14 protein-coding genes are annotated in these 13,174 nt (G+C 63.5%); 2 read left to right on the plus strand and 12 right to left on the minus strand.

The genetic code is table 11. From position 1 onward, the window contains the following. Positions 1 to 38: 38 nt before the first annotated feature. The 4 genes from ABIN98_RS23760 to ABIN98_RS23775 are packed head-to-tail and all read right to left on the minus strand — an operon-like array spanning position 39 to position 4,413. Positions 39 to 800 carry an SRPBCC domain-containing protein gene (locus ABIN98_RS23760; protein ID WP_346913810.1) on the minus strand — a complete coding sequence of 254 codons (762 nt, stop codon included), beginning with the start codon at positions 798 to 800 and terminating at the stop codon, positions 39 to 41. Then, complete coding sequence (locus ABIN98_RS23765; protein ID WP_346913812.1) at positions 790 to 1,266, minus strand: (2Fe-2S)-binding protein; 477 nt, start codon at positions 1,264 to 1,266, stop codon at positions 790 to 792. Before ABIN98_RS23765 ends, ABIN98_RS23760 begins: the two co-directional genes overlap by 11 nt. Further along, on the minus strand, positions 1,263 to 2,141 hold the full coding sequence (locus ABIN98_RS23770) for a xanthine dehydrogenase family protein subunit M (protein ID WP_346913814.1): 879 nt from the start codon (positions 2,139 to 2,141) through the stop codon (positions 1,263 to 1,265). Before ABIN98_RS23770 ends, ABIN98_RS23765 begins: the two co-directional genes overlap by 4 nt. Then, positions 2,134 to 4,413, minus strand: coding sequence for a xanthine dehydrogenase family protein molybdopterin-binding subunit (locus ABIN98_RS23775; protein ID WP_346913816.1), 2,280 nt, complete (start codon positions 4,411 to 4,413; stop codon positions 2,134 to 2,136). Before ABIN98_RS23775 ends, ABIN98_RS23770 begins: the two co-directional genes overlap by 8 nt. A 233-nt stretch (positions 4,414 to 4,646) precedes the next feature. Here ABIN98_RS23775 and ABIN98_RS23780 point away from each other — a divergent pair, with 233 nt between their 5' ends. Beyond that, entirely contained in the window at positions 4,647 to 5,138 is a 492-nt protein-coding gene (locus ABIN98_RS23780) for a MarR family transcriptional regulator (protein ID WP_346913818.1), read from the plus strand. A 54-nt stretch (positions 5,139 to 5,192) separates the two neighbouring features. Here the strand turns inward: ABIN98_RS23780 and ABIN98_RS23785 are convergent, their stop codons facing one another. The 5 genes from ABIN98_RS23785 to ABIN98_RS23805 form a co-directional block, all read right to left on the minus strand. Beyond that, positions 5,193 to 6,401: an FAD-dependent oxidoreductase gene (locus tag ABIN98_RS23785; RefSeq protein WP_346913820.1), complete on the minus strand. Its 1,209-nt coding sequence runs from the start codon at positions 6,399 to 6,401 to the stop codon at positions 5,193 to 5,195. Next, positions 6,398 to 7,228, minus strand: coding sequence for an ABC transporter permease (locus ABIN98_RS23790; protein WP_346913822.1), 831 nt, complete (start codon positions 7,226 to 7,228; stop codon positions 6,398 to 6,400). Before ABIN98_RS23790 ends, ABIN98_RS23785 begins: the two co-directional genes overlap by 4 nt. Further along, entirely contained in the window at positions 7,221 to 7,988 is a 768-nt protein-coding gene (locus tag ABIN98_RS23795) for an ABC transporter ATP-binding protein (RefSeq protein ID WP_346913824.1), read from the minus strand. The genes ABIN98_RS23790 and ABIN98_RS23795 overlap by 8 nt, the downstream gene beginning before the upstream one ends. Positions 7,989 to 8,074: 86 nt before the next feature. Continuing rightward, positions 8,075 to 9,094, minus strand: a complete 1,020-nt coding sequence (locus ABIN98_RS23800; RefSeq protein WP_394701602.1) for an ABC transporter substrate-binding protein — start codon at positions 9,092 to 9,094, stop codon at positions 8,075 to 8,077. 70 nt (positions 9,095 to 9,164) lie between these two features. After that, positions 9,165 to 9,836 carry a GntR family transcriptional regulator gene (locus ABIN98_RS23805; protein ID WP_346913826.1) on the minus strand — a complete coding sequence of 224 codons (672 nt, stop codon included), beginning with the start codon at positions 9,834 to 9,836 and terminating at the stop codon, positions 9,165 to 9,167. Between the two features lie 83 nt (positions 9,837 to 9,919). On the opposite strand from ABIN98_RS23805, the gene ABIN98_RS23810 reads away from it, so the two are divergent. After that, a complete protein-coding gene (locus ABIN98_RS23810) occupies positions 9,920 to 10,717 on the plus strand; it encodes a shikimate dehydrogenase (RefSeq protein ID WP_346913828.1) in 798 nt (265 codons plus the stop codon). A 24-nt stretch (positions 10,718 to 10,741) separates the two neighbouring features. Here the strand turns inward: ABIN98_RS23810 and ABIN98_RS23815 are convergent, their stop codons facing one another. The 3 genes from ABIN98_RS23815 to ABIN98_RS23825 form a co-directional block, all read right to left on the minus strand. Next, on the minus strand, positions 10,742 to 11,104 hold the full coding sequence (locus ABIN98_RS23815) for a pentapeptide repeat-containing protein (protein WP_346913830.1): 363 nt from the start codon (positions 11,102 to 11,104) through the stop codon (positions 10,742 to 10,744). 77 nt (positions 11,105 to 11,181) lie between these two features. After that, the gene (locus tag ABIN98_RS23820) at positions 11,182 to 12,468 is read right to left on the minus strand and encodes an amidase family protein (protein ID WP_346913832.1); all 1,287 of its coding nucleotides are present in this window, start codon (positions 12,466 to 12,468) and stop codon (positions 11,182 to 11,184) included. A 37-nt stretch (positions 12,469 to 12,505) separates the two neighbouring features. Further along, positions 12,506 to 13,159, minus strand: a complete 654-nt coding sequence (locus ABIN98_RS23825) for a DUF2848 domain-containing protein (RefSeq protein WP_346913834.1) — start codon at positions 13,157 to 13,159, stop codon at positions 12,506 to 12,508. Positions 13,160 to 13,174 lie beyond the last annotated feature (15 nt).

Genomic DNA, 13,174 nt, shown 5'->3' on the forward strand with positions numbered 1-13,174 from the left:
TGTTCCCCTTTGTATTTGGTCTGGGTTGTCTCACTGCGTCATGCCTCGCCGGGCGGGCGAAGCTGGGTATCAAGCCAGGTCAGGCATTGATCTTTCTGATCGGCCGGCCAGTGCACGATGACGTGCGTGCCGTTGCGCCGGATCTCGACACGGATTTCCTGCGAGGAAGGCTGCGTTCGGCATAACCAGCCGAACAGGCCTTTCTTCTTCACGGGCAGGCCTGCCGGCGCTGACACGGAGGCTGTGTCGACTGCCGGGGTGGCTTGGACTGGCGCAGGCGCAGGTTCGGAAGCGACCGGTGTCCCGGCTGGAACCGGGCTCACGGCTTCCGTCGGAGCGGCGACGGCCTCAACAGGCGCTTCGAGCGCGGCCTCGAGATTGCGGCAGAATTCTTCCCACATGCGTTCCGCCTTGGTCCGCATGGGATTGAGGCCAAGGGTTCCGAGACGGCCCATGACCGTCGCCTTCACCTTGACCCGCAGTTCCGTCCGGGCCTCGTCGACAGCGGTCAGCGCCATTTCGGACACGGCCTTTAACGAACTGCCGACCGAGCTGTCCTCGCCGGTGCTTTCGCTGACAAGGACCGTCGGCGGGGTCATTTCCGTCACCACCGTGCGCACCTTGAAGCGGGCGCTGATGAAGGCGATCTTGACCTTGACCTCCGCGAGATACTCCCGGTCGCTGATCACCTCGATGGACTGCATGCCGGGCACGCATTTCGCCATGGTGTTCGGGTCGAGAAGCGTATCCCAGAGGCGCTGGATCGGTGCGCCGATGACGCTGGACAGTTCAATTTCCATTAAGTGTCTCCGCGGCATCGCGGATCGCGTCCACTATGCCCTGATAGCCGGTACAGCGGCACAGGTTGCCGTTCAGCCCCTCGCGGATTTCCGCGTCGCTGGGGGTTGGGTTGCGTGACAGAAGGTCGGCTGCCGCCATCAGGAAACCGGGCGTGCAATACCCGCACTGCAGGCCGCCATGCTCCATGAAACTCTTCTGCAAAGGATGGAGGTCGGCGGCCGTGCCCAGGCCTTCCACCGTGGTCACGTAGCGGCCGTTCGCCTGAACGGCGAGGCACAGGCAGGACTTGACCACATCACCATCGACGAGAACCGAACAGGCGCCGCACACCCCGGTCTCGCAACCGCGCTTGGTGCCGGTCAGGGCAAGGTCATCGCGCAGGAAGTCCGCCAGCAGACGCTTCTGCGGCACCTCGGCCTCGACGGGTTCACCGTTCACCACAAGCTCGATACGCTGCCTGCTCATGCCACCTTGTCCTTCCAGTTCAATCCGCTCGCCTCGGCCAGCGCCCGGCACACGGTCGCGCGCACCACCTGCCGGCGGAATTCGCCCTCGCCCCGGCCATCGGAAATCGGCTGAAGTTCGCCGGCCGCCAGATCGGCGGCCTCTTCCGCGACCGCCAGGGTGATCGCCTTGCCGTTCAGAAAGGCTTCGGCCTGCGCCAGGCGCTGCGGTACGGGCACAGCGGCACCGACCACCAGTCGAATGTCCCGGGCGCTCTGCCCATCAAGGCCCATAGTGAGCGCCAGGTTGGCGAGGGGGCGATGCTCGGCGGGGGTGCGCAAATGACGCCTGTAAAGGCCGATGCGGCCCGGTTTCGGCGCCGGGAGCCGGATCTCCGTCAGGATTTCGCCGGGCTCCAGGGCCGTTGCAAAAAAGTCGGCGGTGAAGTCTTCCATCGGCAGATGCCGCTCGCCTGCGGGCCCTGCAATGGTGACTTCCGTGCCGAGCGCGATCAGGCAGGACGGCGGATCGGTTGCCGGGTCGGCGTAGCAGAGATTGCCGCCGAGGGTGCCCTGGTTGCGCACCTGCGGATTGGCAAGGCCCGCCGCCATTCCGGCAAGCATCGGATAATGCCGGCGGACGATGTCCGATCGGGCGATATCCGCATGGCGCGCCATGGCGCCGATCCGCAGGCCCGTCGCCGGGTCGAAGGTGATTTCCCGAAGATCGTCGAGCCTGCCGAGCGAGACAACGGTTTCGGGCTGGAGCATGCGCTGGCGCATGCCGAGCAGCAGCGCCGTGCCGCCGGCAAAGACGCAGGCGTCGTCCTGCAGGTCCGTCAGCATCGCCAGTGCCTCGCTCAGGGTCGCCGGTTCGAGGAAGTCGAAGTCACGCATGGGCCTGCTCCCTGGCTGCGAGGCCGGCGAGGATCTTTTCCGGCGTGATCGGCAGCTCGGTAATCCGGACCCCGATGGCATCGTAGATCGCATTTGCAATCGCCGGCGCGCCCGGCAGGATCGCGGTTTCACTCGCTCCCTTCGCGCCGAGCGGTCCGTTCGGCTCGAAGGATTCGACGATGTCACTGTTCAGGGTCGGCAGGGCGTCGGCGGTGGCCATGGTGTAGTCCGCCAGGTTTCCGTTCATGACCTGTCCGTCCTCGAACTGCAGATTTTCATAGAGCGTCCAGCCGACGGCCTGGACCGCAGCCCCGTTCGACTGGCCATGGACAGAGAGCGGGTTGATCGCCCTGCCGCAGTCGTCGGAGAGATAGGTCTCGACCAGGCGCACCCGACCGGTCTCGGTGTCGACCTCCACTTCCACCGCCTGGGCGGCGAAGGAATAGGCCGGCGCGATGTTGCCGTAGTGATCGGCATCCATCATCTTCGTGTCCGGATCGTGGGTGACACGGACATGGATGCCGTCGCCGCCATGGCGGAAGATATGGAACCTGCAGATTTCCGGCAGCGGCGCGAACAGATTGGAATTCGAGGTCGACTGGACGGCTCCATCGGCGATGGTCAGGTCCGACGCGTCGCATTCCAGTTTCTGTACCGCGGCTTCCAGGATCTGTGTCCTGGCCTGTCTCGCCGCCTTGACCATGGCGTTGCCGGCATTGATCGTGACGCGCGAGGCGAGCGAACCCAGGTTATAGGGCGCGCTGTCCGTATCCGGCGCCGAGACGGTGATGTGGGAAAGCGGGATACCGAGTTCCTCGGCACAGATCTGGGCGAGCATGGTATTGGCGCCCTGCCCGATATCGGATTCCGCGGTGAGGATCTGAGCGCGACCGTCTTCATTGACCTTGAGCACGACGGTCGAACCGTCCCAGTTGCCCATGGTGCGATTGCCGCTGACATGCATGGCCGCCGCCATGCCCACGCCACGACGCAAAGGGCCGATATCCTTGGCGCGCGAGCGCTTTTCGGTCCAGCGAATGGCGGTCGACACCTGGTCGAGACACTCCGGCAGGCCGCAGCTGCCGATGTTCCAGCCGTGCACGCTGACATCGCCGGTCTTGATGGCATTCCTGCGATGAAGATCAATCGGATCCATGCCGAGCCTGTCGGCCATCACGCTCATATGGCTGTTGAGCGCGAAGGACATCTGGGTGCCGCCAAAGCCTCGAAAGGCACCACGGGGCATGGTGTGGGTGTAGACGAGCCGGGCGCAGGACCGCACGTTCTCGATCTTCTGCATGTTGTCGCTGCGCATGGCCGTGACCAGCATCACCTCCGGCGCGAGGCCCGCATAGGCGCCGCATTCGGACAGGATCTGCACGTCCTTTGCGGTGATCCTGCCATCCCGCGTCATGCCCATCTTGAGCTTGATGCTGCAGGGCACGCTGAAGCAGCCGGACTGGAAGTCCTCCAGCCGGCTTAGGCAAAGGCGGACCGGCCGGTCGACCTTCGTCGCCAGGAATGCGGCGATCACACTACTGCGTTCTTCGACGATCTTGGCGCCGAAACCGCCGCCGACGGTTGGCTGGATCACGCGAATGGTGGAAACAGGGCGATCGAGCGCCTCGGCAAAGCGAGCCCGGGCCAGAAACACGGTCTGGGTCGACGTCCAGACCGTCAGCCGGCCGTTGCCGTCTTCGGCCGCGAGCGTCGCCATCGGTTCCATGTAGCCGGGATATTGCGAATGAACCTTGTAGGTCTCTTCATGGACGATGTCGGCTGCGGCAAAGCCCGCATCGACATCCCCGCGGGAGATGTTGATCTCGTCGGCCAGGTTGCCCTCCGGATGCACCAGAGGCGATCCCTCGTTCAGCGACGCGGCGGGATCGAGACAGGCCGGCAGTTCCTCGTATTCGACACGGATGAGATCGAGGGCATCGCGGGCGATATCCTCGCTGGTCGCGACAACGGCTGCCACTTCCTCGCCGGCGAACCGGACTTCGCCGACGGCGAGGACATGCTGCTGCTTGTGCTTCACGCCCCAGCACCGCTCAGGAACGTCCTGCCCAGTTACCACCAGCTTGACCCCGGGAAGGGCGGCGGCTTGCGCCGTATCGATCGAAACGATCCGTGCATGCGCATGCGGGCTGCGCAGCAGCTTTGCATGCAGCATGCCGGGCAGCTTCAGATCGCCCGAATACTGTGCCCGTCCAAGCACCTTCTCCTGGGCCGTCACCTGGGGCACAGGTTGCCCCAGCACTGATGAAGTCATCGGCTTCCCCCTCTTTTCGAAGCAGACCTATCAGATGCCGAACCGCGTATAGCCCAAGGACCACCGCGCTCGATTTTGTTGACTAATCAACTTTTCAGGATGTTGACGAAACAACATTGATGAGTCAACATAATTTTAGCGAGGGCGTAAAACCCTGTTCGCAAACTTGAATTTCGACCGCCGTCAAATAATAAAGTGGCTGCGAGAGTGATCAGCGAGCCAGAAGCGGGACCATGAAAAAGCAGGAAATTGCGGGGGAATGCCCCTGGTCGCATCTCGAACCGAGCGGTGACGGGCTGATCGTCCATGATTTCATCACGACCAAGCTCAGCACCCTGATGAGCGCGCTGCGCCGGCAGCTGACGACCCCTTACGCCAGCCAGTTCGATCTCTCGGTTTCGGAATGGCGAGTACTGTCCCTCATCGCCCATGCGGGCACACTGCCGTTCGGCGAACTCGTCGTTCAGTCGACCTCGGACAAGGCACTGGTCAGCCGGACCATCCGCCTGCTGGAACAACGCAATCTCATCGAGATCAAGCCGGAGAGCGACACGGCGAAAAAACGCATCGCCTGCTCGATCACGCCGGAGGGCGAGGCACTGCACGCCAAAGTGATTCCACTGGCGCGTCAGCGCCAGGCGGAGATCATCTGCGAGCTATCCAAGGAAGAACGCGAGGTCTTCTACGCGGCCATCGACAAATTGCAGCGCGCCATCGACAAGTAGGCGTCAGACTCTAGCTAATCGTGGCAGAGTTCAGACCACAGCAGGCGAATTCGCCTAGACCCCGCCACCTGCGCTGAATCGCCCGGCCGCCTCGCCCGTGGCGAAAGCCGTGCCCATGACACGGATGGAGGCATAGGCGGCGCTGTCGGCACCGATGACACGGCCGGCGTAGCACAGGTTTTCAAGGCCCTTGGCGCGCAGGCAGTCGAGCGGGATATCGGCAAAGCCCTCACCGCCGATGGAACGGTAGACCGGCTTTCCGGGAACCGAATGGTCCTCGATCGGCCAAGCCGCGCGGGCGACCCCGTCCGGGCGGCGGCGGCCGATCAGAAGATCCTCACCCGTCAGCTCGTAGCGGGCCGGTGGATGGCGGCTTTCGCGCACGCCGATCTGGGGACCGGTCTGGGCCAAGTAGGCGTTCTCGAACCCAGGCACATGCTTGCGCAGCACGTTGACATAGTCATGGGCGGCGGCGCGGGAGGCCTGTTCGGCGCGGGTGAAGCTCTTGGAACTCAGATCCTCCAGCGGATGGTCGAAGATCATCCACCACATCTCGCCGGTCTGCGGCACTTCGGTGTAGATGCCACCGTCGGTGCGGGCCACCGGCCGGTCACCGGTCCTGTTGTAATCCTCAAGGGCTGCAATGATCGCCTTGCGATCGATGGGCACGGACGGATTGCGTCCACCGACCCGGATCGGGCCGGAAACTGCTTGCAGCTGTCCCGCCTCATTACCGGTCCGGCATGCAAGACCGGTCAGCAGCGCCAGGTTGGCATCGCCCGTGGCGTCGACAAAGGCTTCGCCGACCACGCGGCGGCGGCCGTCCATGCCGGCGAGCGTCACCGATTCCAGCCGGTCGGCGGTGCGGGTGACCGCGGCGACACGGGTGTGCAGCAATACGTCGACGCCGTGGCTCTGCAGCACCCGGTCGAGCGCCAGCTTCACCGCTTCCGGTTCCAGCAGAATGATCCAGTTCGACGTGGTCGGCGAACGGAACGGATCGCAGGGCAGGCCAAGGGCGCGCAGCTCATCGAGCACCAGATCGGCGACACCGCCCACGGCTTTCACCGGTTCCGGGCCTTGCTGGAAGAAGCCGCAATAGGCAAGCACGTTTGAGGTAGTCGCGGCGCCGCCGAGGAAGCCGTATTTTTCCACCAGCAGCACCTTGGCGCCTTCCTGCGCCGCTCCGAGGGCAGCGCCGACACCACCGGCGCCACCGCCGGCGACGATCACGTCATAGTCGGCTTCCGGCGTGCGGCTCACGAGCGCCACCCGAGCACGCGGCGCTCGATCAGGCCGATGACGGCGGAGACGATGACGCCGAGCAGCGACAGGATCACAACACCCGCGAACAGCCGTTCCAGATCGTAAAGCGAGCCGGCTTCCAGGATATAGGCGCCGATACCGTATTGCGCGCCGAGCATTTCGGCGGCGACCAGCAGGATGATGGCAATCGCCAGACTGATGCGCAGGCCCGAGAGAATGCCCGGCATGGCACCCGGAAGCACGATCTTGCGCACGATGGAAAACCACGACAAGCCGAAGCTCTGGCCCATGCGGATCAGCGACCGGTCGACGTTATCGACCGCGCCGTAGGTGGCAACCACGGTGGGGGTGAAGGTGCCGAAGGCGATCAGGGCGTATTTGGAGCCTTCGTCGATGCCGAACCAGATCACGAAGAGCGGCAAGAGCGCGATTTTAGGGATCGGGAAGATCGCGGCGATCAGCGGCACCAGGCCTGCGCGGATATAGGAAAACAGGCCGATGACCACACCGACGGAGACGCCGACGCTGGCCCCGATGGCGGCACCCACCACAAGACGGGACAGCGACAGCGAGAGATGCTTGTAAAGCAGGCCGGAGGAGTAGAGATCGCCCAGGGTCTTCAGGACGTCGGACGGTCTTGGCAGGGTCAGGGCGGAGATCCAGCCGGAGCGCGTGCCCCATTCGACCACCCCGATCAGCACCGCGAACACGGCAAGGCCGACCCAGCGGCGGCTTTTCGGCGCGAAACCGCCGCCGCGGAAGCGGACTTCCATCTGACGGTTGTCGGCCGCAGCCGGCGTGGAATTCAACGAGAGATCAGACATCGATCAGCTCCTCATCCGCCGCCCGCGCCTCTTCGCGCATCAGGCCCCACAGGTGCTTCTGGATGTTCTCCAGTTCCGGGTCGGCATAGCCGCGCTCAGCCAAGGGCTTGTCGATGGTGACGATCTCGCGAATGCGCCCCGGCCGGCGCGACAGAACGACGACCGAATGGCCGAGGCGGACGGCTTCGGCGAGGTTGTGGGTGACATAGACGGCGGTAAACGGTGTGCGCGTCCAAAGGGCGATCAGGTCGTCCATCAGGAGTTCACGCGTCTGGCTGTCGAGGGCCGACAGCGGTTCGTCCATCAGCATCACCGCCGGATTGACGGCAAGCGCCCGGGCGATGGCGACACGCTGCTTCATGCCGCCGGAGAGCTGCTTGGGCAGAGCCTTGGCAAAATCGGTCAGCTTGGTGCGGGCAAGAACGTCGGTGATGATCATATCCGCCTTGGCGCCGCGGATGCCGTGATCCTCCAGCACCAGCGAGATGTTGCCGCGCACGGTGCGCCAGGGCAGCAGGGCGAAGTCCTGGAAGATGTAGGTCAGCGGGTTCAGACAGTTTTCCGGCGGGGTGCCGAGCTGCAGGACGCGGCCCGAGGCCGGGCGCTCCAGACCGCCGGCGAAGCGCAGCAGCGTGGACTTGCCGCAACCGGACGGCCCGACCAGGCAGACGATCTTGCCTGAAGGAATGTCAAGGGTGATGTCCCGCAGCACTTCCGTTTCGCCATAGGAATGGCTGATGGCATCCAGTCTGATGTCCATTTCGGCTCTCGGTTTGCTAAATAAAAAACCGGCGACGCCCCATGGTGGGTAAACAGTCAGGCCGCCGCCGGGAGGGAGTTGCCCTCTTAGGAGTCGATGGTCTCGACGTAGCTGGTGTCCAGAAGCGTATCGAGGGTGATCGCCTTGTCCACCAGGCCTTCGGACTGGAACCAGTTCAGCTGGTCGCGCACGGAGGCCACATTCAGCGCCGCGCCGCGGTTGAGCAGCATGGAGCCGTTGATGATCGACGGAGCGGCCTTTTCCAGCGGCCGGTCGGTGTAGACGTATTTGTGGATCAGCTCGACCATCTCGTTGATGGCGGCCTCGCCGTTCTTCTTGTCCACCATGGTGTCGTCATAGTCAGCCACGCCTGCGGAATAGCCCTTGAGGAAGGCTTCGGTCAGAGCACGGTCGTCGGCGGCGTTCTTGGCGGAGGTGAAGACGGTCGTCACCTGGTAGTTCGGAATATAGTCGGCGACGTTGCCGATGATATGCGCGGCACCCGAGCCGGCCAGCGGCTTGGCGATGTGCGGAACGATGGACCAGGCATCGATCTGGTTCGACTTCAGCGCACCAATGATGGCACCGACCTTCTGCAGCGGCACGAATTGCGGCGTCGCGCCTTCCGCGGCGGCGATCTTGGAGCCCATGTAGTGGAACGAGGAGCCGGCCGTGGTCATGCCGAAGCGCTTACCGTCCAGGCCCTTGGGCGAGGTCAGGCCGGCCTTGAAGGCCTCGTCGGAGGCCAGGATCTTCTGGCCGTCGATGCCCGGCGCTTCGGACAGGGCCCCGCCGATCACCTTGACCGCCCCCTTCTGGGCGAGAGACACCAGACCGCCGGAGATCGCGGTCACGCCGAAGTCCACGTCGCCGCTGGCGATCGCCACGGCCATGGGCTGGGCCGCCTGGAAGAACTTGAGTTCCACATCGAGGCCGGCATCGGCGAAATAGCCGCGTTCCACCGCAATGTAGCTGCCGGAGTGGCTGGTCAGGCTGAGCGCGCCGACCACGGTCTTGCGGTTCTGGGCAATGGCCGGACGTGCAAGCCCCGCCACGGCGGCAGCGCCCATCAGACCCAGTGTTTCACGTCTGTTGAATTTCACCATGATTTCCTCCCTGAGTGTCTATGGTGTTGGTTTTTATGGTTATCTGCCGCTTGTCAGGTGCGGCGAATTATCAGCGGTTTCGGCCGAGATCGGCCGCGATCTCCTCTTCAAGACAGGCAAGAGCTCTGTCGGTGTCCTTGCCGAGGATCGCGTCGCGCAGGGCATCGTGACGGGCCTTGCGCGCAGCGAAGTCGATATGTCCTTCCCGCAGCAGCGCCAGCCGGAAGCGGCGCGACTGGTTGAAGAATTTTTCAGCCAGGCCGATCAGGCGCGGCGAGCCGCAGGCTTCCATCAGAACGGCGGACAGCGCCCGGCAGGCCTCGTCCCACTCCAGCGCGGTCAGATCGTCGGGCTGAGCCTGGACGTGGGTATCCGCGTGATGAAGGGTGTGGAAGGTCGCCATGACCCGGCCTTCCCAAGCGACATTGCTGCGCTCCATGGACCGGGCGAGGCCGAGCTTCTCGATCTCCAGCCGCATCAGCAGGATGTCGCGCAGGTCTTCTTCCGTGGCAGATGTGACACGGAAGCCACGCTGGCTGGTCGCCTCAACCAGGCCTTCGGCAGACAGCATGCGCAGGGTCTCGCGCATGGAATGGTTCGACCCGCCGTAGCGCTGGCGCAGGGCCTCGATCTTGAGCTTCTGATCGGGCCGCAGCACACCGAAGGAGATGTCCCGGCGAAGCGCCGACGCCAGCATGGCGACAACCGTATCGTCCTCGTCCTGCCGTTTGCCAAAGAGCATTTTATGTCCCATTCCCAAAAATGTTGGATATTTCTTGAATCCTTTTATAAACGAGTCAAGATTGAAAATTCGGGAGGGATTTAATGCCGATCACCGGCGCCACACGGCTGTTTCCGATCATCGGTCATCCGGTGTCGGGCGTGTTCTCTCCCCCCGCCTTCAACGCCTTGTTCCAGAAGAAGAATATTGATGCGGTCATGTTCGGCCTGGACCTGGAACCAGCGACACTTGACGGCTTCTGGCAAGTCCTGCGCGGCAGTTCCAACATGCTCGGCTGTTCGATCACCTATCCGCACAAGCAGGCCGCCTTTGACGCCGTGGACGGCATGACCGACCGGGCCGCACGGCTCGGCGCACTCAACACCGTTCGCCGGGAACCGGACGGTCGACTGACCGGAGACGCAACCGACGGTCTTGCCATGTGCAGTGCCATTGCCGGCACCGGGACGGATCTCAAAGGCAAGACCGCCTGGATCACGGGTGCGGGCGGCGGAGCCGGCATGGCGATCATCGATGCCTTTTGCGAACAGGGGATCGGCGGGCTGACCCTTGAGGAGATCGATCCGGCCCGGCGCGAAGCGGCCCTTCGGCTGGTGCGCGATCACTGGCCGGAAGTCGAGATTTCAGACACGCCCGGCGAAGCGCAGGTGCTCGTCAACGCCACTACGCTGGGCAAATCCGAAAAGGACCCCCTGCCCTTTCCTGAGGCCGTCATCGCCAACGCAGAACTCTGCTGCGACGTCGTCACCGTCTCCGGCGATACGGCCTTCGTTCAGGCCGCCAAGAGCGCAGGCAAAGCCATTGTCGACGGCAGCGGCATGGGCGCCGGGCAACTGGACGTGCAGCTGGGCTTTCTTGGGCTTGATGTCGGGGTGGACTAACCGGCGCCGCCTTGCTGCCAAGATTCAATGCGGCGGTAATTCGCCTAGCGCGAAAACGTATCCGAAGGCACTGGCTTCTTCGAAATTGGAGCCGCTCAAGTCCGCACCGTCAAAGTCGGCCGCATCAATGGCCGACCCATAGAATGTCGCATCGGTCAGCCGCGCTCCGGAAAAGTCGCAAGCTTTTACGTTGCAATTGGAAAAGTTCACGCCTCTGAGGCCCGCGTTTCTGAAGCTGCCTGAGAGAAAACTCCCGGTAAAGACCGCACCGCGGAGATCGACATTGTCGAAATCATAGGCGCGGTCGTCGAGTTCCAGGTTACGAAAATCACGTTCTCCCGCTGCATAACGGGAAAGTATGTCCTGGACTTTCGGATCGCGTGTCATGCCCAAGACAAAGAACAAAAGCTGCTTTAGGTCAATCGATTTTCAACCTGGAATGGCGGCTGAAGTTTTTTATCGACCTAGCCCTTCAGCACAGCTTCCACCGCCTTGGCGGCGGACAGAAGGGTCTGGTCCTTGGCCTTTGCGCCGACGAGCATCGCACTTAAGGTCTTGTCCTGATGGTCATAGGGCAGCGCGATGGCGCAGCCGTCGGCGACATTGGCGAGCGACGGGTTCCTGAGCGCCAGAAGATTCAGGCGGTTGAAGGCCTCGTCATCGGCGATCAGCTCCTCCCGTGACGGCGGCAGGATCGGGGTCGTCGGCATAATGAGGAGATCTTCGCCGAGCTCTTCCGCGAAGGCCTCCGCGAACGCAGCCCGGCGGTTCAGGGTCTGGCGGTATTCGACCGCGGTGATTTCGCCGGCGCGGCCCATGCGGGCATAGACACGCGGATCGAATTTGTACGGAGAACCCTGGAAATGGTCCTCGTAATGGGCGCGCGATTCCACCGAGGTCATGTGCCAGGGCGGCACCTGCGTGTAGAGATCGACCACGCCGAGGTCCCGTTCGATGATCTCGAAACCAGCGGCGCGCAGGGCGTCCAGAACCGTATCGAAACCGGCAGCAATCGCAGGGTCCATCTCGTCGAAGCCGAAATTGCGGGCAACAATCAGGCGCCGCTTTTCGGCGGCAACCGGTTCCGCCGGAAGCCCTGCCATCACCTGCCAGGCGAGTTCACAGCTAGCCACCGTCTTTGCCATCGGCCCGAAACTGTCGAGCGTATCGGAGAGCGGCTTGCCGCCTGCAAGCGAGACCGAGCCTTGGGTCGGCTTGAAGCCGGTGATGCCGGTGAAGGCCGCCGGAATACGCAGGGAGCCGCCGGTGTCGCTGCCGATGGCGATATCGCAGAGGCCCAGCGCCACGGACACCGCGCCGCCGCTGGTCGATCCGCCCGGCACGCCGCCGGGCCAGGCCGGATTGTCGGGCGTGCCGTAATGAGGATTGATGCCGATGCCGGAATAGGCGAATTCCGACATGTTGGTCAGACCGACAAAGACGGCGCCTGCATCGCTGAGGGCGGCAATGCACGGCGCATCGGCGGCCGCCGGCGGATCATTTCTCAACACCTGCGTCGCTGCGGTCGTGACCTCGCCTTTCACATCGAACAGCGCCTTGACGCTGACGAGCGCACCGGCGAGCGGCGAAGTCTTGGCCGCCGCTGCTTTCGCCTGGGCACGGGCCCGGTCGCCAAGGGGTTTGGTAAAGACGGCCTCGACAGCCTTGTCCTCTGCAATCCGGCTCAGGGCGGCCTCGACGCGGGCGGGCGCCGTCCCGGCACTCCAGGGGAATTGCAGGTCTTTACTCATGGATGTCCTCGTCAGCTGAAAGTTCGGCGGCAGGTACTCAGGAGATAACCGAAAGAACGCGATAACTGTAGCCCCATTCGATCGACTTCGCCGTTACAGGGTCCATCAGGGACATTTTGAACTCGGCCGACGGGCGCACGCCGCCGATGGCCGGCAGCGTACCGCAAAGCATGGCGGTGCCTTCTTCCAACGAGATTCCGGCCATCAACTCGGTGAGCGGCAGGATGGAAGCCAGCGTACCGTCCTGATAGGCGACCCATTCTCCGCCTTCGCGGATCCAGGACTTCAGTATCAGGCTATCGATATGATCGATGACGTCGTCGAGCAGCCACAACGTGTCGGCGACCGGCTTGGCGCATATCTGCTTGGAATGGGCGACGGAATAGGTTTCCAGCGCCCGGTCGGTGTGGTCGGAGGCAAGGCCGAGCCAGATCTGGTCCTTCGCCTTCAGAAGGAACGGTTCCGCTTCGCCGGAACTTTCCCCGCCCAGCACCTCGATCCGGTCATCCCGTGTCAGAAGGGACGCGGCACACTCGTAATAGAGCGGAACGGTGGAGGGTGCCGGTACGCCGATGGCAGCCAGTTCCTCGATGTGATGGTCCACGGCGGCCCGGTCGCGGCCCGTCCATCCGGCAACAATGAGGGTATCAGGGGTGCATTCCAGCACCCCCGTCGATGTTTTGAACTGCATGATGTTCCTCTTAAA

Origin of the sequence: uncultured Roseibium sp. (genome assembly GCF_963675095.2) — a bacterium.
GTDB lineage: Bacteria > Pseudomonadota > Alphaproteobacteria > Rhizobiales > Stappiaceae > Roseibium.

Coding starts and splice junctions, on each gene's coding strand:
- ABIN98_RS23790 (WP_346913822.1), bottom strand. CDS start 7,228: ATGTCTGATCTCTCGTTGAATTCCACGCCGGCTGCGGCCGACAACCGT.
- ABIN98_RS23825 (WP_346913834.1), bottom strand. CDS start 13,159: ATGCAGTTCAAAACATCGACGGGGGTGCTGGAATGCACCCCTGATACC.
- ABIN98_RS23770 (WP_346913814.1), bottom strand. CDS start 2,141: ATGCGTGACTTCGACTTCCTCGAACCGGCGACCCTGAGCGAGGCACTG.
- ABIN98_RS23775 (WP_346913816.1), bottom strand. CDS start 4,413: ATGACTTCATCAGTGCTGGGGCAACCTGTGCCCCAGGTGACGGCCCAG.
- ABIN98_RS23815 (WP_346913830.1), bottom strand. CDS start 11,104: ATGACACGCGATCCGAAAGTCCAGGACATACTTTCCCGTTATGCAGCG.
- ABIN98_RS23810 (WP_346913828.1), top strand. CDS start 9,920: ATGCCGATCACCGGCGCCACACGGCTGTTTCCGATCATCGGTCATCCG.
- ABIN98_RS23765 (WP_346913812.1), bottom strand. CDS start 1,266: ATGAGCAGGCAGCGTATCGAGCTTGTGGTGAACGGTGAACCCGTCGAG.
- ABIN98_RS23780 (WP_346913818.1), top strand. CDS start 4,647: ATGAAAAAGCAGGAAATTGCGGGGGAATGCCCCTGGTCGCATCTCGAA.
- ABIN98_RS23800 (WP_394701602.1), bottom strand. CDS start 9,094: ATGGTGAAATTCAACAGACGTGAAACACTGGGTCTGATGGGCGCTGCC.
- ABIN98_RS23805 (WP_346913826.1), bottom strand. CDS start 9,836: ATGCTCTTTGGCAAACGGCAGGACGAGGACGATACGGTTGTCGCCATG.
- ABIN98_RS23795 (WP_346913824.1), bottom strand. CDS start 7,988: ATGGACATCAGACTGGATGCCATCAGCCATTCCTATGGCGAAACGGAA.
- ABIN98_RS23820 (WP_346913832.1), bottom strand. CDS start 12,468: ATGAGTAAAGACCTGCAATTCCCCTGGAGTGCCGGGACGGCGCCCGCC.
- ABIN98_RS23760 (WP_346913810.1), bottom strand. CDS start 800: ATGGAAATTGAACTGTCCAGCGTCATCGGCGCACCGATCCAGCGCCTC.